19 protein-coding genes are annotated in these 19,693 nt (G+C 55.9%); 5 read left to right on the top strand and 14 right to left on the bottom strand.

The features are described from left to right. Positions 1 to 83 precede the first annotated feature (83 nt). The 12 genes from ACT3T6_RS15760 to ACT3T6_RS15705 all read right to left on the bottom strand — a co-directional run bounded on the left by ACT3T6_RS15760 (position 84) and on the right by ACT3T6_RS15705 (position 13,077). Positions 84 to 1,184: an amino acid ABC transporter permease gene (locus ACT3T6_RS15760; protein WP_193054095.1), complete on the bottom strand. Its 1,101-nt coding sequence runs from the start codon at positions 1,182 to 1,184 to the stop codon at positions 84 to 86. Positions 1,185 to 1,204: 20 nt separating this feature from the next. Beyond that, positions 1,205 to 2,395, bottom strand: a complete 1,191-nt coding sequence (locus tag ACT3T6_RS15755; RefSeq protein ID WP_193054094.1) for an amino acid ABC transporter permease — start codon at positions 2,393 to 2,395, stop codon at positions 1,205 to 1,207. A gap of 88 nt (positions 2,396 to 2,483) precedes the next feature. Continuing rightward, a complete protein-coding gene (locus ACT3T6_RS15750) occupies positions 2,484 to 3,509 on the bottom strand; it encodes an amino acid ABC transporter substrate-binding protein (protein WP_193054093.1) in 1,026 nt (341 codons plus the stop codon). 224 nt (positions 3,510 to 3,733) lie between these two features. Beyond that, a complete protein-coding gene (locus ACT3T6_RS15745; protein ID WP_193054092.1) occupies positions 3,734 to 4,744 on the bottom strand; it encodes an amino acid ABC transporter substrate-binding protein in 1,011 nt (336 codons plus the stop codon). A gap of 83 nt (positions 4,745 to 4,827) precedes the next feature. Further along, on the bottom strand, positions 4,828 to 5,688 hold the full coding sequence (gene speE / locus ACT3T6_RS15740; RefSeq protein WP_193054091.1) for a polyamine aminopropyltransferase: 861 nt from the start codon (positions 5,686 to 5,688) through the stop codon (positions 4,828 to 4,830). Continuing rightward, on the bottom strand, positions 5,688 to 6,800 hold the full coding sequence (gene hemE / locus ACT3T6_RS15735) for a uroporphyrinogen decarboxylase (protein WP_193054090.1): 1,113 nt from the start codon (positions 6,798 to 6,800) through the stop codon (positions 5,688 to 5,690). The genes speE and hemE overlap by 1 nt, the downstream gene beginning before the upstream one ends. Positions 6,801 to 7,021: 221 nt before the next feature. Beyond that, entirely contained in the window at positions 7,022 to 7,429 is a 408-nt protein-coding gene (gene mnhG, locus ACT3T6_RS15730; RefSeq protein WP_193054089.1) for a monovalent cation/H(+) antiporter subunit G, read from the bottom strand. Beyond that, positions 7,426 to 7,704 (bottom strand): K+/H+ antiporter subunit F, encoded by a 279-nt coding sequence (locus tag ACT3T6_RS15725; RefSeq protein ID WP_087110601.1) that lies wholly within the window; start codon positions 7,702 to 7,704, stop codon positions 7,426 to 7,428. The genes mnhG and ACT3T6_RS15725 overlap by 4 nt, the downstream gene beginning before the upstream one ends. 12 nt (positions 7,705 to 7,716) lie before the next feature. Next, on the bottom strand, positions 7,717 to 8,214 hold the full coding sequence (locus ACT3T6_RS15720) for a Na+/H+ antiporter subunit E (protein WP_193054088.1): 498 nt from the start codon (positions 8,212 to 8,214) through the stop codon (positions 7,717 to 7,719). Then, positions 8,211 to 9,830, bottom strand: a complete 1,620-nt coding sequence (locus ACT3T6_RS15715; RefSeq protein ID WP_193054087.1) for a monovalent cation/H+ antiporter subunit D — start codon at positions 9,828 to 9,830, stop codon at positions 8,211 to 8,213. Before ACT3T6_RS15715 ends, ACT3T6_RS15720 begins: the two co-directional genes overlap by 4 nt. Continuing rightward, complete coding sequence (locus ACT3T6_RS15710; protein WP_172116917.1) at positions 9,830 to 10,171, bottom strand: Na+/H+ antiporter subunit C; 342 nt, start codon at positions 10,169 to 10,171, stop codon at positions 9,830 to 9,832. Before ACT3T6_RS15710 ends, ACT3T6_RS15715 begins: the two co-directional genes overlap by 1 nt. Then, the gene (locus ACT3T6_RS15705) at positions 10,171 to 13,077 is read right to left on the bottom strand and encodes a monovalent cation/H+ antiporter subunit A (RefSeq protein ID WP_193054086.1); all 2,907 of its coding nucleotides are present in this window, start codon (positions 13,075 to 13,077) and stop codon (positions 10,171 to 10,173) included. Before ACT3T6_RS15705 ends, ACT3T6_RS15710 begins: the two co-directional genes overlap by 1 nt. Positions 13,078 to 13,337: 260 nt before the next feature. On the opposite strand from ACT3T6_RS15705, the gene ribA reads away from it, so the two are divergent. The 4 genes from ribA to trhA all read left to right on the top strand — a co-directional run bounded on the left by ribA (position 13,338) and on the right by trhA (position 16,689). Then, a complete protein-coding gene (gene ribA, locus ACT3T6_RS15700) occupies positions 13,338 to 13,973 on the top strand; it encodes a GTP cyclohydrolase II (protein ID WP_172116919.1) in 636 nt (211 codons plus the stop codon). A 159-nt stretch (positions 13,974 to 14,132) separates the two neighbouring features. Further along, a complete protein-coding gene (locus ACT3T6_RS15695; protein WP_193054085.1) occupies positions 14,133 to 15,302 on the top strand; it encodes a zinc-dependent alcohol dehydrogenase in 1,170 nt (389 codons plus the stop codon). 22 nt (positions 15,303 to 15,324) lie between these two features. After that, a complete protein-coding gene (locus tag ACT3T6_RS15690; protein ID WP_193054084.1) occupies positions 15,325 to 15,861 on the top strand; it encodes a hypothetical protein in 537 nt (178 codons plus the stop codon). Between the two features lie 156 nt (positions 15,862 to 16,017). After that, on the top strand, positions 16,018 to 16,689 hold the full coding sequence (gene trhA / locus ACT3T6_RS15685; RefSeq protein WP_193054083.1) for a PAQR family membrane homeostasis protein TrhA: 672 nt from the start codon (positions 16,018 to 16,020) through the stop codon (positions 16,687 to 16,689). Between the two features lie 14 nt (positions 16,690 to 16,703). On the opposite strand, the gene ACT3T6_RS15680 is transcribed toward trhA, so the two are convergent. Next, positions 16,704 to 17,324, bottom strand: a complete 621-nt coding sequence (locus ACT3T6_RS15680; protein ID WP_193054082.1) for a glutathione S-transferase family protein — start codon at positions 17,322 to 17,324, stop codon at positions 16,704 to 16,706. 158 nt (positions 17,325 to 17,482) lie between these two features. Further along, the gene (gene djlA, locus ACT3T6_RS15675; RefSeq protein WP_193054081.1) at positions 17,483 to 18,250 is read right to left on the bottom strand and encodes a co-chaperone DjlA; all 768 of its coding nucleotides are present in this window, start codon (positions 18,248 to 18,250) and stop codon (positions 17,483 to 17,485) included. Positions 18,251 to 18,910: 660 nt separating this feature from the next. Here djlA and cheZ point away from each other — a divergent pair. Beyond that, on the top strand, positions 18,911 to 19,594 hold the full coding sequence (gene cheZ, locus ACT3T6_RS15670) for a protein phosphatase CheZ (protein WP_192527760.1): 684 nt from the start codon (positions 18,911 to 18,913) through the stop codon (positions 19,592 to 19,594). Positions 19,595 to 19,693: the final 99 nt, after the last annotated feature.

Below are 19,693 nucleotides of genomic sequence, written 5' to 3'. Positions count from 1 at the left end.
GCTTTTAGACATGCTGTTGCCAGAGAGGTTGGTGGCTGCTTGTGTCATGATTAAATCCTGCTCAAATTCTTGAAAAAGCGGCGTTAGCGCTTGTGGCCGGTGTTCAACTTGCGTTCCAGATACTGGCTATAGCGCGACATGCTGAAACAGAAAATCCAGAACACAAACGCGGCAAACACGTAGCCTTCCAGCGAAAAGCCCAGCCAGTTGGAGTCGGAAAGCGCCGCCTGCACGATCCCCAGCAGGTCAAACAGCCCAATGATCATGACCAGCGTGGTGTCTTTAAATAGCGAGATAAACGTATTCACGATGCCTGGAATCATCATCTTCAGCGCCTGGGGCAAAACGATCAGGCCCATGCGCTTCCAGTAGGTCATGCCCAGTGCCGCGGCGGCCTCCTCTTGGCCCTTGGGGATCGCCTGAAGACCGCCACGAATGACCTCGGCCATGTAGGCACTTTGAAACAGCGTTAAGCCAATCAGCGCCCGCACCAAGCGGTCAACGCTAATACCAGAGGGTAGAAACAGCGGCAGCATCACCGAGGCCATGAACAGTACGGTGATTAGCGGTACACCGCGCCAGAACTCAATGAAAATCACACAGAAGCTTTTCACGATGGGCATGTTAGAGCGCCGCCCCAGAGCCAGCACGATGCCAATCGGCAGCGCCCCGATCATGCCTACAGATGCCAGCAGCAGGGTCAACATCAAACCGCCCCAGCGATGGGTAGGTACGCGTGGCAGGTCAAAGTAGCCGCCGTGAAGCAATACGTAGGCCGCGATGGGAAAGCCCACCAAGGCAAACACGGCTACCCAGCGCTTGAATGGCAGGCGCGGGATAGCAAGCCAGGCGATCAGGGAGAAAAAGCCGCCAAACACAATATTGGCGCGCCAGATCTCGTCACGCGGGTAAAGCCCATAGATGAACTGCGTAAAGCGCGCATTAACGAACACCCAACAGGCGCCCTCTCGCGAGCAGTCGTCCCGGGTGGTGCCTACCCAATCGGCGTTGATGAACGCCCACTGAATGGTCGGTACCAAAAGCAGGTAAAGAACGTACAGCCCTACCAGCGTAAACAGCGTATTGAGCGGGCCGCTGAACAGGTTGGCGCGCAGCCAGGCCACGGGCCCCAGGGTATTGCTGGGGGCAGGCCGCTGATCAATCATTGTTTGATTATGAATCATAAAGCTATCCTCACCGGCGCCTAGCGCTCAACCAACGCTACGCGGGCGTTGAACCAGTTCATGAACATGGAAACCAACAGGCTGATGGTCAAATACACCGCCATGGTCATGGCGATTACCTCAATGGCCTGCCCCGTTTGGTTAAGCGTGGTGCCCGCAAACACGGAGACCAGGTCGGGGTAGCCGATGGCCGTGGCAAGTGAGGAGTTCTTGATCAGGTTCAGGTACTGGCTGGTGAGGGGCGGAATAATGACCCTCAGCGCCTGCGGAATGACCACTAAGCGCAACACCAGGTTACGCGGCAGGCTCAGTGCCTGGGCGGCTTCGGTCTGGCCATGGGAAATGGCCTGAATACCCGAACGGACAATTTCAGCAATGAACGCGGCGGTATAGATGGAAAGTGCCAGCCACAGCGCCAGAAATTCCGGGATCACGGTAAAGCCACCGCGGAAGTTAAAGCCGCGCAGTTCCGGAATATCCCAGGTGATCGGTACGCCGGTGGCGACCGTAATCAGCAGCGGCAGCCCCAGAATCAGCGCAAGCGATATCCACCCGGCTGGGATGCGTTTACCGGTTGCCTCTTGGCGACGCTTGTTCCACACACACAGCGCAATACTGGCGATAATCGCGACGATAAAGGTCGCTGGAATCATCCCAAAGCCTGACTCAAAAAGCGGCTCAGGCAGATACAGACCGCGCACGTTAAGAAAAATAACCTCGCCAAACGAGAGGCTGTCCCTTGCACTGGGTAGCGTGCGCAGCACGGCGAAGTACCAGAAAAAAATCTGTAGCAGTAACGGGATATTGCGGAAAGTTTCGATATAGGCGGTGGCCAGGCGTGCCAGTAGCCAGTTGGGCGACAGGCGAGCAATGCCGACAATAAAGCCAATCAGCGTCGCGGCCACCACACCCAAGGCGCCGACCAATAGCGTATTGAGCAAGCCCACCAAAAAGGTGCGGCCGTAGGTATCCTGAGAGGAGTAGTCGATCAGGCTTTGTACGATACCAAAGCCTGCGGTGTTATTTAAAAAGCCAAAACCGGTGGTGATACCCCGGGCGGATAGGTTGTCCTGAGTATTGCCGACGATATACAGCAAAAATACGACAACGGCTGCCGTTAAAAGCAGCTGAAAAACAAGTGCGCGTTTGGCACGGTCTCGCCAAAACGGTGGCTTGTGGCCAGCGGGGCGAGTGTTGGGTCTTACGGACATGGGTGGCGTCTCCGCTACACGGAAGGTCAATCAAATGGCCCGTCGGCACTCATCTGCTAAGCGCGACGGGCCGGGTCAAGCGAGACGCTTAGCGAATCGGCGGTGCGTACTGGAAACCACCCTGGTTCCATAACGCGTTGGCACCGCGTTCAATCTCAAGCGGTGAGTCCATGCCAACGTTGCGCTCAAAGCTTTCGGCGTAGTTACCGACCTGGCTAATAATGTTGTAAGCCCAGTCAGCGTCAAGCCCCATGCCTTCACCGTAGTTACCGTCTTGGCCAAGCAGGCGGGCGATGTCGGGGTTTTCGGAGCTGGTCATTTCCTCTACGTTTTCACTGGTCACGCCGTACTCTTCAGCATTAAGCATGGCAAACAGTGACCATTTCACGATGTTGAACCAGGTGTCATCGCCCTGGCGAACCACCGGGCCCAGCGGCTCCTTGGAAATGATATCGGGCAGAATGACGGCGCCATCCGGGTCATCTAACTGAATGCGCAGCGCCGCCAGCTGAGAAGTATCCGAGGTTAGAACGTCACAGCGGCCAGCCTGGAAGCCGCCCACGGTCTGCTCTGAGGTATCAAACACGATAGGATCAAATTCCATATCGTTGGCGCGGAAGTAATCGGCCACGTTAAGTTCGGTGGTGGTGCCCGTTTGGATACAGATCGCCGCACCGTCCAGCTCATCAGCACCGCCGATGCCCAGGTCACGGCTAACCATAAAGCCGATACCGTCGTAGAAGTTGACGCCTGCGAAGTTCAGGCCCAGCGTGGTATCGCGGGTGGTGGTCCAGGTCGTGTTACGAGAAAGCAAATCGACTTCGCCAGACTGCAGCGCAGTGAAACGCTCAACGGCATTGAGAGAGATGTAGTTGACGGCATCCGCATCACCCAGCACGGCAGCGGCGACCGCACGGCAAACATCGACATCCAGCCCTTGCCAGTTGCCATCACCATCGGGTGCTGAAAAGCCTGGCAAACCGTCGCTGACGCCACACTGCACGGCTCCACGTTCAATGGTTTCTTCAAGTGTTGCTGCGTTAGCGTTAGTGGCGCCTGTCAGTGTGATGGCGCCTGCAGAGGCCAGTAATACCCAGTGTTTCTTGTTCAACATGGTAATTCCCTTCCTCGATTAATATTGTTATGCATGCGAAGGCATGACATATAAAGCTAGCAAGGAAGATGCCAATGTGGGTACAACGCCAAATTCAGCGCTTTTCAACGCAAAATGATTCTGCTTCTACGAAAGTTTAGGTGCAAAAAAATAGAAACGGTTGCCGCATGCGCTGTTTTGGTGCGACAACCGATGGTTGATGGCAGACAGCTGACCGGTAAGCCCTAGCGAATGGGCGGGGCATACTGAATGCCGCCATCGCGCCACAGAGCATTTAAACCACGAGTAATATTGAAGTTAGAGTCCACGCCCACGTTGCGATCATACATTTCGGCGTAGTTGCCCACCTGTTTGACGATTTGGTAAGCCCAGTCGTCATTGAGTCCCATGCCTTCACCAAAACTGCCGTCCTGGCCCAGCAGGCGGGCAATATCTGGATTATCGGAATCCGCGTGTTCATCAATATTGGTGCTTGAGACACCCAGTTCTTCAGCATTGAGCATGGCAAACAGCGACCATTTTACGATATTGAACCACTGGTCATCGCCCTGGCGTACGGCGGGGCCAAGCGGTTCCTTGGAAATAATCTCGGGCAGCACTACCGCCATGTCGGGGTTGGCAAGCTGCATGCGTTGGGCATACAACTGAGAAGCATCGGAGCTTAAGACGTCGCAGCGCCCGGCTTCAAAACCGGCAATCGACTGTTCGGGAGAATCAAACACCACTGCGTCATAGTGCATGTCGTTAACACGGAAATAGTCTGAAAGGTTCAGCTCGCTGGTCGTGCCTGACTGCGTGCACACCGCCGCGCCGTCCAGGTCTTCGGCACTTTGCACGCCCAGGTCGCTTGCGACCATGAATGCTTGGCCATCGTAATAGCTCACTCCGGTAAAGTGCATACCTTGGGTGGTATCGCGGCTAGAGGTCCAGGTCGTCGTGCGCGAGAGCAGATCCACTTCGCCGGATTGCAGGGCGGTAAAGCGTTCCACCGAATCGAGTGGTACGAAATCAACCTTGCTGGCATCGCCTAATGCCGCCGCGGCAATCGCGCGGCAGACATCGGTGTCCAGGCCGCGATACGTATCGTTATCGTCCAGTGAGGAGAAGCCGGGCTGGGCGGCGTTCACCCCGCAGCGTACGCTATCGCGGGATTGAACGGTTTCTAACGTGGTGCCCAAGGCAACCGTCGGGGCCAGGGCGCACGCGCCAATGCTTATCCATTTAAGGGTTTTCATTGTTGGTTCCTTAACGTGGTGACACAAAAAAGGCCGAGCAGTGCCCGGCCTCATCGCTTACTGGCGTGCTATTCAAATAAACGTCAGCCGAACGCTTTACGCATGAACGGTGGCAGCGCCAGGGCGCCCCGGTGGGCATCCACTGTGTAGTACTGTAGCGGCATTTTGTGGCTAGCGGCAGCCTCTTCGCGGAAGGTTTCCACGTTGGTGCCTTTACCGGCAAGCGTCACACTCCACCAGCCGGAAGGATAAACCGGCTGGGGGAAGGGCAGTGTGGCGACACTGGCAAAGCCCGCTTCGCGCATGTCATGGCGCAGCTCACGAATAATCGAGCCGCTGTGATAAAGCGGTGATTCGCTCTGCTGTACCATCACGCCATCGGCTTTCAGAATGCGGTGGCAGCGCTTAAGGAAGTCAGTCTTGAACAACCCTTCGGCGGGGCCGACCGGATCGGTAGAGTCGATAATCAGCACGTCGATGCTTTCATCGGCAGCGTCATCCACCCACTTCACACCATCAGCGAACAGCAGCTCAGCACGCGGGTCGTCGTTGGCTTCCACCAGCGCCGGGAAGAAACGCTCTGCGGCCTTGGTGACTTCTTCATCGATATCGATCTGGGTGACTTTTTCAACGCCCGGGTGGCGCAGCACTTCTTTCAGTGTGCCGCAGTCGCCGCCGCCGATAATCACCACGCGCTTGGGCGCCGGATGAGTAAACAGTGCCGGGTGGGCGATCATTTCGTGATACAGGAAGTTGTCACGGTCGGTGAGCATCACGCAGCCGTCCAGCACCATCAGGTTGCCGTAGGTCTCGGTAGCGTACACTTCCAGGTGCTGGTACTCACTCTGCACATCCAACAGCTTTTCAGAGATCTTCAGCGAGAAGGCGCTGCCGTGGCTATCAAACACTTCGGTGAACCACTGGTCGCCGCGTAATTCGCTCATCAATTGGCTCCTGGTTGTGATGGGGTGGATTGGGCCGGAATGCCTTGGTGATACTGCGGGCTTAACTCGTGCAGCGCTTCCATAAAGGCGGTGACGTTATCCGGATTGGTAAACTGGCTGATGCCGTGGCCCAGGTTGAACACGTGGCCCGGCCCGTGACCGTAGCTTTCCAGCACGCGGGCGACTTCGGCACGAATCGCCGACGGGCGTGCAAACAGCACGTTAGGGTCGAGGTTGCCCTGAAGCGCAACCTTGTGGCCCACACGGGCACGGGCGCTGGAGAGCTCGGTCGACCAGTCGATACCCAGTGCATCAGCACCAGCGCAGGCGATGTCTTCAAGCCACTGGCCGCCGTTTTTGGTGAACAGAATCACCGGTACGCGGCGCCCGTCGTGCTCGCGGATCAGCCCGGAAACAATTTGCTCCATATAGCGTAGCGAGAACTCCAGGTACGCGGGGGTGGAAAGCGCTCCGCCCCAGGTATCGAAGATCTGCACCGCCTGGGCGCCTGCGCGAATCTGCGCGTTCAGGTAATCGGTCACCGACTGGGCCAGGGTATCCAGCAGTTGATGCATGGTGTCTGGCGTATCGTAAAGCATGGTTTTCAGGTGACGGAAGTCTTTGCTGGAACCGCCCTCCACCATGTAGGTTGCCAGCGTCCAAGGGCTTCCCGAAAAGCCGATCAGCGGCATGCGCCCGTTCAGCTCACGGCGAATGGTCGATACCGCACGCATGACGTAGTCCAGGTCGCGCTCGGCGTTGGGCACGCTTAGCGCCGCCACTTCTTCCGGGGTGCGCACGGTTTTGCGAAACTTGGGACCTTCACCGGTTTCAAAATAGAGCCCCAGACCCATGGCATCGGGGATCGTCAAAATATCTGAAAACAGAATCGCCGCATCCAGCGGGTAACGCTCCAGCGGCTGGAGCGTTACTTCGCAGGCCAGGTCCTGGTTGCGGCACAGGTCCATAAAACTGCCCGCATCGGCGCGGCGCTCACGATACTCAGGCAGATAGCGGCCTGCCTGACGCATCATCCATACCGGCGTGCGGTCAACGGGCTGGCGCGCCAGGGCGCGGAGAAAACGATCATTTTGCAACGGTGTGGAAGTCATAAACACGTGCCCTTGGGGAATTTACCTGTAGTGTATTTTAAAGGGTATACAAACCAGTGCTGATACTTTACTTGAAACATGATTGAAAAGGCGCTTGGCTCGGGTCTCTAAAGCTTAAGGCAGAGGTGAGAGTGTACTTGAGAACGCCCAACTAAGCGGCATGGCGACGTGTAAAACGTGCCCAAACCTATCCGCTACGCAGAGGCCGGTGTGGCACGAAGCTACGGCTCTTCCTTCGCAGAAAAGGGATAAACCTCGGTCGTTGTCTTGCTCTTGTTCTCGTTTGCGCTAATGGTTGGGCGGCGGTCACGAGCACGCAGGTCACGATAAACAGCGGTGCGCATCAGCAGCATGGCCACCACCGGCGCAGTGAGCATCACAAAGGCAGTGATTAATAGCTCATGAATGACCAGTCGTGACTGTAGCACCGAGAAGTAGATCATGGAGGCAATCAGAATGGAGCCGGTGCCTAGGGTGATCGTAATGGCGGGGCCGTGAATGCGCTGGAAGAAGTGCGGCAGCCTAACAAGGCCCAATGCACCGATCAGTACAATCGCGCTTCCAAGTAGCAATAGCAGGGTAATGGGCAGGCTGGCCCATAGCGGCAGTGACTCCAGCTGTGGGTTCATTCAATTACCTCGCCACGCATAAGAAATTTGGTAAGCGCGATGGTTGATACAAAGCCCGTCAGGGCAATCAGCATCGCGGCCTCAAAATAGATCACGCTGCCAAACCGGATGCCCAGCGCTAGGGCAAACAGCATGGCGCACATCCATAGTGTATCGAGTGCCAGTACACGGTCTTGTGCGGTTGGCCCACGCAGTAAGCGCACCGTACACAGCAGCATGGCTAACAAGACGCTAAGTAGCGTGATATTAATTGCCAGAGAGAGCAGTGTGGTCATACTGAGCGCCTTTTATTCATGTTCAAAGATCTCGATTAATGGCTGTTCGTAGCGCGTTTTAATCGTGTCGATCCACCACTGCTCATCGTGGAGGTCAAACACATGCAGCGCCAAATCATTAGAGTCTGGCAGCTGTTCTACCCACACGGTGCCGGGAGTTGAATTGATCAGGCACGAAAGCAACGCCAGGCCGTACGGGTCTTTAAGATCCAGTGGCACTCGGACGAACTGTGATTTTACACCCTTGGCATTGAACAAGATGATGCGGCTGACGTTAAAGCAGGAGCGTATGATTTCGATCATCGACATAAACAGCAGGCGTGCCAACACCAGCGGTTTACGCAGTGGTGCTGGGGCGAGTGGGCGCAGTGGTCTGGCGAGCAGCGGTGCGGCAATGGCCAGGACACTGCCCAGCAACACCTGTGCAGGCGCAGTGCTTTGATTCAGCAGTAGCCACATGATTAACAAGGCGCCCGATAAGGCAGGAGAGGGAAGCCAGCGCAGTGTCATTGGTCCGACTCCCCGAACGTACCGCCCACCGCAGCGGTTGATCCTAGACGGTTCAAATAGACCTCAGGCTGGTTGAGCGCTTCTGTGCTGCGCTCCAGATACGCCATCGTCGGGCCTGCTTGAACGGTGAGCAGCAGGCAGGCCAGTAGCAGGGTGATGACAGGCATGACTTCGGAGCGCTGCAGATGAGGCGCGACCGGGTTCTGGACAGCCCAGAAGGTCCGTACCCCAAAACGCATTAACGAAATAATGCCTGCCAACCCGGAAAGTACGACCAGCGCAATAACGACCCAAGTGACGATTCCCCGCTCAATCAGCAGGTCGGTAGGATTCAACAGCCTATGAAAAAGACTGAATTTGGCGATAAACCCTGACAGCGGCGGCAGCCCGGTAATAATCAGGGCGCAGCAGGCGAAGGCCAGCCCCAAAAAGGCCAGCGCGCCAGGAATCGCCTTGCCGACGGGCTCCTCCGGCTTATCCTCCACCGCGAAAGCCTCCATGGTTAATGCCAGCATCGCGGCTCCCGGTGTGCGGATACGCTCAATTAACTCTATCAGCAGCAAAAACGCGGCAACTGCCAGTGTCGAGCTGATCAAGTAAAACAGCGCCACGTTGATAAGCGCCGGTTGGCCATAACCAACGGCGGCCAGCAGCGTGCCTGATGAGATGACCGCCGCATAGCCTGCCATGCGGCCAGGTTCCTGGCTTGCAAGAATACCGATGGTGCCGAAAGCAAGCGTGACAAGGCCTCCCCAGAGCAGCAGGTCAAAGCCGAAACCGGCGGCAGGGCCTTCCGAGAACAGCAGTAACCACAACCGAATCAGCACGTACACGCCAACTTTGGTCATCAGTACCATCATGGCAGCCACCGGCGGCGAGGCCGCCGAGTACGTCGTGGGCAGCCAGAACCCCAGTGGCCACATGGCGCTTTTGGTGAGAAAGGCTAACGCCAGAATAACCACGCCAATTTTTAACAACATGAGGTCTTCCGGCGATAGCATGCTCAAGCGCATCGCCAGGTCGGTCATGTTTAGCGTGCCGGTCGTCGCGTAAATCAGGGCCACGCCAATCAGGAAGAAAAACGACGCTAACAAATTCACCACAATGTACTGCATGCCTGCTCTTATACGCATGCTGTTATAGCCATGCAGTATCAAGCCATACGAGGCCGCCAACATGACCTCGAAGAACACAAACAGATTGAACAGGTCATTGGTAAGAAAGGCCCCGTTAATGCCCATTAACAAAAACTGGAATAACGAGTGAAAGTGCACACCAATGCGGCTCCAGCGGATCATGGCAAAGATCAGAGAAGCGCTCGCCAATATTGACGCAAGCAGCAGCATCACCGCCGTTAGCCGGTCAACCAACAAGACAATGCCAAAGGGGGCTGTCCAGTTAGCAGAGAGGTAGAGGCCAATGCCATCGGGCCAGTATTCGTGGTCCGCCAGCAAAAGCAGTGCGACAGAGGTCGCCAGCATCGCCAGCGTGCTGGCCAGGTTAATAAAAAACTTTTTTTGGTGATGACGTTCATTCACCAGGATCAGCCCTGCCCCGAATATCAAGGGCAGTAAAACAGGTGCCAACATTAAATGGTGCAGCCAAGGAAGACTCATCAATGGGGCTCCTTGCCATCAACGTGGTCGGTGCCGGTAAGGCCGCGAGCACCAATCATCACCACCAGATAAAGGGCTGTGGTGGCAAAGCCGATCACGATAGCCGTTAAGACCAGCGCCTGGGGCATCGGGTCGGCATACAAAGCGGGATCAATAGTGCCTTCGGCAAGCGTTAAGGGGGGCTGGTTGATGGAGAGACGCCCCATGATGAAGATAAATAGATTAACGGCATACGAAATAAGCAATAAGCCCGTAATGACCTGAAAGGTACGTGGACGCAGCAGCAGCCACACCCCGGAGCCAAACATGATGCCCATTGCCATGGCCATAACAGCTTCCATTAGCGGGTCTCCTGTTGAGGGTTGAGGGGCGCTGGCGCCGTGGTAGCGGGTAAGCGGTGGCTGCGTACGGATTGGTGTGCCAGCGCCACAAGCATCAGTATCGAGGAGCCAACGACCACGCCAAAGACACCTAAATCAAACAGGAATGCACTCGGCAGGTGCACCTCGCCAAGCACAGGAAGCGTGAAGTGTGCGGTGTGGGTGGTCAGGAAAGGATAACCCAGCAGCCATGCGCCCAGGCCCGTTGCGCAGGCCGTCAGTAGGCCAAATGCAATCCAGCGGTGAGGGCGTAGGCGTAGATGCGTTTCAACCCACTGCGTACCGGCCAGCATGTATTGAACAATAATCGCAACCGCAAAGATCAAACCGGCAACGAAACCGCCGCCGGGCAGGTTGTGGCCCCGAATAAAGAAGTAGGCCGCGATGACGCCCATCACGGGCAGCAGCAAGCGTAAATAGACGCTGGGGATCCTGAGATAGCCTGTTGCCACTTGCTGGATAGGTGTTTGCCCGGCCGCAGGGTCAACGCTGTTGGTCTGTTGAGCGGGAATGGGCAGGCTTTCAGGGGCGGGACGAAAGCGCCGCAGCAGTGCGTAAACGGTCAAGGCGACAATGGCCAGCACCGCAATTTCGCCCAGCGTATCGAAATTGCGGAAGTCGACCAGCAGCACATTGACCACGTTACTTCCCCCGCCTTCACTTAAGGCATGGGTAAGGAAAAAGTCAGAAATACCGCCTTCTGAAGGCGTGCGTAGCAGTGCCGTATAGCTGATTAAGGCCATTGCCAGCCCCGCACACACCGCAATGACGATATCGCGTGAGCGACGAAATAGTGCGCGTTTAGTGGCGGTAATGTTCAATTCTCGCGGCGTGATACGCGGGGGAAGCCAGCGTAGTCCCAGCAGGATCAGCACCGTGGTAATGGTTTCCACCATTAGTTGGGTAAGCGCCAGGTCGGGCGCCGATAGCCACAAAAACGACAGGCTGGTAATAATGCCCACACCGCCCACTAGGCTAAGTGCTGCCAGGCGATGGTATTTTGCCTGCCAGGCCGCCGCGACAGCGCAAATCGCCCCCATCAGCCATAGCCCGGCAAAGAGCCAGGAGAATTCCCCATTGGCAGGCAGAGCAAGCAGCGAGATAGGGCGTATCAGCAAAATGGGCACCGCCAGAAGCATCACCACCATAAGCAAGAGCTGAGGCTGCAAGCGCCGTGTGCTGAGTATTTTTTCCAGCAACGAGGCGATGGATGAGATCCGCAGCATGGTGTTTTCGTAGGCTTGCTTGCCGTTAAAGCGCCCCAGCAACGGAACATGGGTGGCTTGAATTAGCCCATAGCGGACACGCAGCCAAATATACAACGCCACACCGCCGATTAACGCGACGAAACTCATTGCCAAAGGTAGGTTGAAACCGTGCCAAACGGCGAGACTGTAGTAGGGCGTTGCCTCGCCTAATACCGAGGTGACGGCAGCGTGCAAGAAGGGGCCGATACTCAGGCCTGGAATAATGCCCACCACCAGGCAGCAAAGCACTAAAAACTCAACAGGAAAGCGCATCCAGCGTGGTGGCTCATGCGGTTGGCGAGGCAAGTCATCAGGCAGCTTGCCGAAGAAGACGTAGGTAAAACGAAGCGAATACGTAACGCCAAAGACCCCCATCAACACCGCCGCAATGGACATCCCCCAGTTTTGCGCGGAGCCAACGCTTAGCGCTTCGGCAAAGAACATCTCCTTGGAAATAAACCCGTTAAGAAACGGGACGCCGGCCATCGCCGCACTGGCGACGATTGCCAGCGTGGACGTGTAGGGTAGCGCTTTATAAAGGCCGCGCAGGTGGCGCATATCTCGGGTGCCCGTCTCATGGTCAATAATGCCTGCGGCCATGAAAAGCGAGGCTTTAAACGTGGCATGGTTAACGGTATGGAAAATCGCGGCTACCAGTGCCAAGGGGGTGCCAATGCCCAGCAGTACGGTAATCAACCCCAGATGGCTGATGGTTGAGTAGGCCAGCAGGCCTTTCAAATCGTGTTGGAAAATAGCGGTGAAGGCACCAATCAACATGGTGCATACGCCAGCCCCCATGATGATCCAGCTCCACTCAGGCGTTCCTGACAGCGATGGCCAAAGCCGCATGAGTAAAAAAAGGCCCGCCTTGACCATGGTGGCGGAGTGCAAAAACGCCGATACCGGTGTTGGCGCTGCCATGGCATGCGGCAACCAGAAGTGAAAAGGGAACTGCGCGCTTTTGGTCAGCGCCCCTAACGCGACCAATAGCAGCATGGGCCGATAAAGCGCGTGATTACGGATGAGGTCACCCGAGGCCAACACAACATCAAGCGAGTAGCTGCCTACCATATGGCCAAGCATCAAGACACCGACCAGCAGACAAAGCCCCCCGGTTGCTGTCACGGTGAACGCCATGCGTGCGCCGCGGCGGGCGTCGGCGCGATGATGCCAATAGCCAATCAACAAAAACGAGGTGATGCTGGTTAACTCCCAGAACAGCACCAGCTGTATGAGGTTGCCCGATAGCACCACCCCCAGCATTGAACCCATAAACGCGAGCAGAAACGAAAAAAAGCGAGGTACGGGATCAGCAGGCGACATGTAGTAGCGGGCATAGATAATCACCAGCAAACCGATACCCTGGATTAGCATGGCAAATAACCAGGCCAGGCCATCCATACGCAATACGACGTTTAGGCCGACACTGGGTAGCCAGCCAAATTCACTCCGTACAACCTCCCCGGCGCCTACCTGGGTATAGAGAAAACCGGTAATCAGCAGCCCTAAAAGCGTTACGCCACCCGCCAGCCACGCTTCCCGATTACGGGCATTGGCGGGCATTAATGCGGCCATTATGCTGGCGATAAAAGGCGCTGTGATAAGTATAAGTAGCAGCATAATGTTCCGTCAGATGGTGAAAATTCTGGTGTCTCAGCGGTTATCACGCTGCGGGTAAACGGCTTGTCTGTGGAGTAGTACTATCTTAATCCACGCGCGGTAAATGTATATGCCTGAACAGGGTGAGCCACGCTTGCTCTTCTCTGCTTTAATTTTAGCGAGTAACAGCCGTGAGGCATAGCTCGCTTCCTGATAAACTACCCGCCCACTTTGCTCATACTGTTGTGGTTAACTGGTTTGGTTAATCTGCGAGGTAACCTGTGACCATTCGCTTCATTGCTGCTTCCCAACTGCCCACTCCCTGGGCCACGTTCACCATGCACGGTTTCGAAGACAACGCGACCGGTAAGGATCATATCGCCCTGACGCTGGGCGACCTCACGGGGGACGCGCCGGTACTGGGGCGTGTTCATTCCGAATGCCTGACCGGTGATGCGCTGTTCTCCATGCGTTGCGACTGTGGCTATCAACTGCAGGAAGCGCTTAAGCGTATCGCCGAAGAGGGCCGCGGCGTACTGCTTTACCTGCGCCAGGAAGGCCGCGGCATCGGGCTGCTCAACAAGATTCGCGCCTACCACCTACAAGACCAAGGGGCGGATACGGTAGAAGCCAACGAACAGCTCGGGTTTGGCGCTGATATGCGCCGCTATGACCTGTGCGTACCGATGCTCAACCACCTGGGCGTCACCGCGCTTAAGCTGATGACCAATAATCCGCGTAAAGTGGATGCGCTGACCCGGGATGGCGTTAATGTGGTCGAACGGCTGCCCATCACTACCGGTTTAAATCCACACAATGAACAGTACCTTGCCACCAAGGCAGGCAAGCTTGGCCATATGATGGCGCTGGGTGATTTTACTCAGGCAAGCGATGTCGATATTGAAAGAAAGGGCTGAAATAACGCTTTATTGCCGCTAAAACCTCGAAAAATTGCTTTTTCTTAAACTTTTTTGCCTAGCGTCTGAGCTATGTTGATACAAACCGATATTGGTACAGATCGGTGTTGATACATAGCAGGATGCTAATTATCTGTAAAAGAGTAAGGAGGAGCAATCATGAAAGCACTTTGCTGGCACGGCAAAAACGACGTGCGCTACGACACAGTTCCTGATCCCGAAATAGAACACCCCCGCGACGCGATTATCAATGTAAGCAGCTGCGCCATCTGCGGCTCCGACCTTCATCTTTACGATCACTTTATCCCCGGTATGCAATGTGGTGACGTGCTTGGTCATGAGTTTATGGGCGAAGTCATGGAGGTGGGCAGCGCTAACAAGAAGCTTAAAGTTGGCGACCGCGTGGTGGTGCCGTTTACTATTTTCTGCGGCGAATGCGAGCAGTGCCAGCGCGGCAACTACTCGGTTTGCGAGCGCTCTAACCGTAATAAATCCTTGGCTGATAAGGCTTTTGGCCACGGCGGTGCCGGGCTGTTTGGTTACTCACATTTAACCGGCGGCTACGCAGGCGGCCAGGCGGAGTTTGTCCGCGTGCCGTTTGCCGATACCACGCATATCAAGGTTCCCGATACGCTCACCGACGAGCAGGTACTGTTTTTAGGGGATATTTTCCCGACCGGTTGGCAGGCGGCCGTACAGTGCGATATTCAGCCCACTGATACGGTCGTTATTTGGGGAGCGGGGCCGGTTGGCCAGTTCTGTATTCGCAGTGCCGTTTTGCTGGGCGCCCGCCAGGTCGTGGTCATCGACAATGTGCCTGAACGTCTCTCCATGGCCCAAGCGGGCGGGGCAATCGTCATTAATTTTGATCATGAGAGCGTGCTTGGCCGCCTGCAGGAACTTACCAACGGCAAAGGCCCGGAAAAGTGTATTGATGCGGTCGGCCTTGAAGCGCATACCACGCGCTCGCTGGACTCCGCCTATGACCGAGTCAAACAAACGCTGATGATGGAGACGGACCGCGCCCACGTGTTGCGTGAAATGATCTATGTATGCCGCCCGGCGGGCACTCTCTCTATCCCCGGTGTATACGGCGGCCTGGTCGATAAAATTCCCATGGGCGCGCTGATGAACAAGGGGCTCACCGTGCGGACTGGCCAGACCCACGTCAAACGCTGGACGGATGATCTGCTGCGGCGAATCGATGAGGGGCAAGTTGATCCCTCTTTTGTGATTACGCACTCAATGAGCCTGGACCAGGGCCCTGAAATGTATAAAACCTTCCGCGATAAACAGGATGGTTGCGTCAAGGTGATTCTCAAGCCTTGAACAACACGCCATGGAGGTAGCCATGCATCATCAATATCATCAATCAAACAACATGACCCGCTCACTCAGCACGGCCGACAAGGTCGCCCGTGGAATTGGCTGGCTCAGCTTGGGCTTGGGTCTTTACCAGCTGTTGGCACCGCATAAGCTAGGTGAACAGCTGGGGTTGCGCGGGCATGAAAATAAAATTCGCGCCTGTGGCGCTCGGGGAGTGATCAGCGGCATTGGCGCACTTTCCGACAACCCCGCACCGTCGATCTGGAGCCGGGTAGGCGGCGACATGCTTGACCTTGCCGCACTCACCTATGTCTTGCAGGATCGGCATAATCCCAAGCGCGTCAACGTTTGTTGGGCACTGACAGCGGCCGGCATGATGACCGCCGTGGATATCTGCTGCGCCCAAGCCTTAACCAAGCGGCATGCCTACCAGGCGGGTATCACGCCGGATTACAGCCACCGCAGCGGCTTTCCCCAAGGCCTGGAAAGCGCTCGTGGAGCCGCCGCAGGATTTGAAGCGCCCCGTGGAATTGAAAACGCGCTGCCCTATCCACCTATTTGACATGCTCCATACAAACCCCAAGCGCTCTATTTTCCGCGTTTGGGTTTTGTCATATTTCAGCGCTATGGTGATGACTCTATTATCCAGAACTCTATTATCCAGGTTAGCCGCGTTGTTCGCTGCCATTCATGACCGTTAACACTCGGTGGAGGGGATATGAGCCACACAGCCAGCGTCAAGTCTGAAGAGTTCAGCGCGTTAGAAGAGCGCTTACACAGTATTAGCCACGGGGTGGGCGCATTACTAAGCATCGTTGGGGCAGTGGTACTGCTGGTGATGGCGAGCATTGCTGCTCAGGTAGACCCATGGAAACTGACAAGCTTTGGCTTGTACGGCATGACGCTGGTATTGCTATATACCGCCTCTACGCTTTATCACGGTATCCCGCATCGGCTTTGGAAGCAGCGCTTTCAACTGTTGGACCACTGCGCGATTTACTTGCTGATTGCAGGCACCTATACGCCTTTCTTACTGGTGAATATGCGCGGCCCAACGGGCTGGGCACTGTTTGCCGCCGTGTGGTCGCTGGCGCTGATAGGCATTACCTGCAAGCTGCTGTGGCCGCAGCGGCTGTCGATTTTCCGCGTGGTTATTTATTTGCTGATGGGGTGGATGATCCTGCTGGCATCAGAAGAAATGGCGGCGAAGCTCTCGGTAACCGGCATCGCCTTACTGGCCGCGGGCGGCATTACGTATACGGTGGGCGTAATTTTCTATGCCGTGCGTGCGATTCCCTACAATCACGCTATTTGGCACCTCTTTGTGGTGGGAGGAAGCATCTGCCACTACTTTGCAGTAGTAGCAGCGGTACTGCCTCATACGGTGTAAAACGCGGTGCTGGCTTACTGAGCGGCAGCTTGTTCGCGCTCACCGGCTTTTGCCAGGCCCGGGCGCTGCGTATGGCGTTTGTGGTAGATCAAGAATGGCTCGGGCAGGCGATGCTGCATGCCAATGGCCCAGGAAAGCGTATGGGTGAGAAACAGGTCGGCCAAGGTGAAATCGCCGCCAAGCAGCGTTTCCTGGCCCTGAAAGCGGCGTTCAAGAGCGCCCAATGCGCGCTGAAACTCCCACTCTGCGGTAGGAATCACGGCCGGTACGCGTTTGTCTTCAGGTAGCGCAAAGGTGTGCTTGGCTTGGGTCCAGAGCGGCTGTTCGATTTCGGTCACAATAAAGCTTAACCACTGGTCGACCTGGGCACGCTCGGCGGCGTTAGTCGGCAGTAGTTTGCCGTTACCGTAGTGCTCGGCCAGGTAGCGGCAAATGGCCGACGATTCAAACAGGGTAAGTTCGCCATCCTCCAGCACCGGTACTTTGCCATCCGGATGACGTGCCAGATACGCCGAGGTTTGGCCTCCCCCTTTCTCCAGCGCAACATGCTGGCACTGGTATTCAAGGCCCAGCTCTTCAAGCGTCCAAGCGGCACGTAGCGAGCGTGAGCGGGGATAGGTGTATAGCGTGATCATGGCGCGCTCCTGACAAGGTGCCAGCCGAGGCTGGCGAAAAGAAGACGCTTTCAATTTAGCGGCCTGGTGTCAGGATGTCGATATTGGCAGGGTGATGGACGCGGCCTTTGCGGGGCCGCGTGCTCTTAGACTGACCTTCCCTTCATCTTATAAGCAGCTTACGCTGGGTTATCGCGCGCCTTGCGAATGCGTTCGTAGGCATTGCCGATTTCACTGGTGCGCGCCTGGGCCACTTCACGCATGCTTTCAGGCAAGCCTTTACCGGCCAGCTTATCCGGATGGTTTTGGCTCATTAAGCGACGGTAGGCTTTCTTGATCTCGGCATCGCTTGCCTCTTCACTCACACCCAGCACGCGGTAGGCGTCCTTAAGCGCCTCTTCACTGGCTCCTTGGGAGTTGGCGGCTGCGCCATGCAGCATGGCTTCAATCTGCTGTACCTCTGCTTCACTACAGCCAATACCCCGCGCTACTCGCACGATCATTTCATGCTCTTCAGGATGCAAGACACCGTCAGCGGCGATAGCCGACAGCTGAACCTGTAAAAACACTTGGCGCATAACCGGTTGGTGGCGGGTTAGACGCCCGACGTTGGCAAGCTCAGCGTCCAGATCAAAGTTATCCGCACGGCCTCGCTCAAAGGCAGCGCGTGCCTTGGCCCGCTGCGCCCCCTGCAAATGCATCTGGTCAAACAGCTTTTCGGCAACGCTAAGCTCGCCTTCGGTCACTTTGCCATCGGCCTGGCAAAGGCAGCCCATAACGGAAAAAATCGACTCTAAAAAGCCTTCTTGAAGGCGCATGCGCGCCTCCCTTAACCGCTTGGCGAGGCGTCGTGCTAGCCACCAGCCCAGTACACCGCCAATTAACAGGCCAGTGGCGCCGCCGATGGCATAACCCACCAGGGCAAAAAATATAATCAGTAGTAACATGGCTCTCTCTAAGCGTCAGAAGTCGTGGGTTTGCAGCTGAGGGCGGCATTTTAAGCTATTGTCGCTTGACCAAACGGCGTTTTTCGCTGCGTAAGGCGGTAAAAGAAAGCGTGCTAACTTTTGTTGCCAGGCTTTCTGCCCTTTTGTTTGGAGAAGCGCAATGCCCTCGTTCCACACGAGTGCCCCAAAAAAACTCTACGGTACACGATCTCAGGGTTTTTGAGTATCACAACCCGGCAGGCGGCCAACGCCCGTGCCCGTTCACTGTTTAAACTCAATCAGCCCGATGGGTTCGATTGCCCCGGCTGCACATAGGGCGACCCTGATATAGAACTCCTGGTTTGAGATCTTCGAGAACGGGGTAAAAGCCGCTTGAAATGCTGCATAACGGCAGCCATGGGATCACCTCGCACTACTTCTTTCCCAAGCTGGGTGGCGCGTGCTAGCGCTGCGTGAGTGATCCCATCCGTTGAATAGGTCTAAAAGCGCCAGACAAGGGCTTTCAAATAAAGCAAACGCTCAAGTTTTAGGAGGGTACGCCGAAGATAGTTAACGGGCTTTAACGCTTGTCTGTCTGAAAACCATAGCGGATACGTATATTGATGGTGACCAGATCATCAACAGCGACATTCAACAAGTTTTTTCCACAAGAGGATTGTCATGAGCACTGTTAACAACGCCCACGACACGACCATGCCGTCGGTGCTGGGTAAAAAAGACAGTAATGATGAGATGGTGCATCGTATAGGCCACTTGACCCGCCTGCTGCGGGATAGCATGAAGGAGCTGGGCCTGGATCAGCAGATCAGCCAGGCAGCGCAGGCCATACCCGATGCCAATGACCGGCTTAACTATGTGGCCTCAATGACGGAACAGGCGGCTGAGCGGGCACTGAATGCCGTTGAACGTGCGCAACCCGTGCAAGACAAGCTTGAGGAGGAGGGCGCCGCGCTTAATACGCGCTGGCAGGCAGCGGCGGCTCTAGCCGTTGTAGAAAGCGACCCATCGCTTATCAAGGACACGCAGCTCTATTTGAGTGATTCGCTTCCGACCGCCACGGGGTCTACGCAGAAAGAGCTGCTTGAAATCATGATGGCTCAGGACTTCCAGGATCTAACCGGCCAGGTGATCAAGAAGATGATGGAGGTCATCCAGCTAATTGAAGAGCAGCTTGTTCAAGTGTTGGTCGACAATGTTCCTAACGTCACCGATGGGGTGAACATTGATGATAATCGCGATGAGCATGCCAAACTGCGCAATGGCCCGCAGGTAAGTGAAGGCAAGGTAGATGCCGTGTCAGGGCAGGACCAGGTGGATGATTTGCTGGATGAACTCGGTTTTTAAACCAGCATCTCTTTCCCGGTGGCTTGGCGCCCATTGTCTGGCACTTGCTTTGCGATGGCCGCCCGTAATAGGGCGGCGCTTATCTCGCTATTGAGTGTG

Source organism: Halomonas sp. 72 (assembly GCF_052379785.1).
Taxonomy (GTDB): domain Bacteria; phylum Pseudomonadota; class Gammaproteobacteria; order Pseudomonadales; family Halomonadaceae; genus Vreelandella; species Vreelandella citrativorans.
Note: the sequence above shows the minus strand (reverse complement) of the source record. Positions and strands in the feature narration are given on the sequence as shown.

Coding starts and splice junctions, on each gene's coding strand:
- ACT3T6_RS15745 (WP_193054092.1), bottom strand. CDS start 4,744: ATGAAAACCCTTAAATGGATAAGCATTGGCGCGTGCGCCCTGGCCCCG.
- ACT3T6_RS15755 (WP_193054094.1), bottom strand. CDS start 2,395: ATGTCCGTAAGACCCAACACTCGCCCCGCTGGCCACAAGCCACCGTTT.
- ACT3T6_RS15760 (WP_193054095.1), bottom strand. CDS start 1,184: ATGATTCATAATCAAACAATGATTGATCAGCGGCCTGCCCCCAGCAAT.
- ACT3T6_RS15725 (WP_087110601.1), bottom strand. CDS start 7,704: ATGACCACACTGCTCTCTCTGGCAATTAATATCACGCTACTTAGCGTC.
- djlA (WP_193054081.1), bottom strand. CDS start 18,250: ATGTTACTACTGATTATATTTTTTGCCCTGGTGGGTTATGCCATCGGC.
- ACT3T6_RS15680 (WP_193054082.1), bottom strand. CDS start 17,324: ATGATCACGCTATACACCTATCCCCGCTCACGCTCGCTACGTGCCGCT.
- ACT3T6_RS15705 (WP_193054086.1), bottom strand. CDS start 13,077: ATGCTGCTACTTATACTTATCACAGCGCCTTTTATCGCCAGCATAATG.
- ACT3T6_RS15715 (WP_193054087.1), bottom strand. CDS start 9,830: ATGAGTCTTCCTTGGCTGCACCATTTAATGTTGGCACCTGTTTTACTG.
- speE (WP_193054091.1), bottom strand. CDS start 5,688: ATGAGCGAATTACGCGGCGACCAGTGGTTCACCGAAGTGTTTGATAGC.
- trhA (WP_193054083.1), top strand. CDS start 16,018: ATGAGCCACACAGCCAGCGTCAAGTCTGAAGAGTTCAGCGCGTTAGAA.
- ACT3T6_RS15720 (WP_193054088.1), bottom strand. CDS start 8,214: ATGACACTGCGCTGGCTTCCCTCTCCTGCCTTATCGGGCGCCTTGTTA.
- ACT3T6_RS15690 (WP_193054084.1), top strand. CDS start 15,325: ATGCATCATCAATATCATCAATCAAACAACATGACCCGCTCACTCAGC.
- ACT3T6_RS15695 (WP_193054085.1), top strand. CDS start 14,133: ATGAAAGCACTTTGCTGGCACGGCAAAAACGACGTGCGCTACGACACA.
- hemE (WP_193054090.1), bottom strand. CDS start 6,800: ATGACTTCCACACCGTTGCAAAATGATCGTTTTCTCCGCGCCCTGGCG.
- ACT3T6_RS15710 (WP_172116917.1), bottom strand. CDS start 10,171: ATGGAAGCTGTTATGGCCATGGCAATGGGCATCATGTTTGGCTCCGGG.
- ACT3T6_RS15750 (WP_193054093.1), bottom strand. CDS start 3,509: ATGTTGAACAAGAAACACTGGGTATTACTGGCCTCTGCAGGCGCCATC.
- mnhG (WP_193054089.1), bottom strand. CDS start 7,429: ATGAACCCACAGCTGGAGTCACTGCCGCTATGGGCCAGCCTGCCCATT.
- cheZ (WP_192527760.1), top strand. CDS start 18,911: ATGAGCACTGTTAACAACGCCCACGACACGACCATGCCGTCGGTGCTG.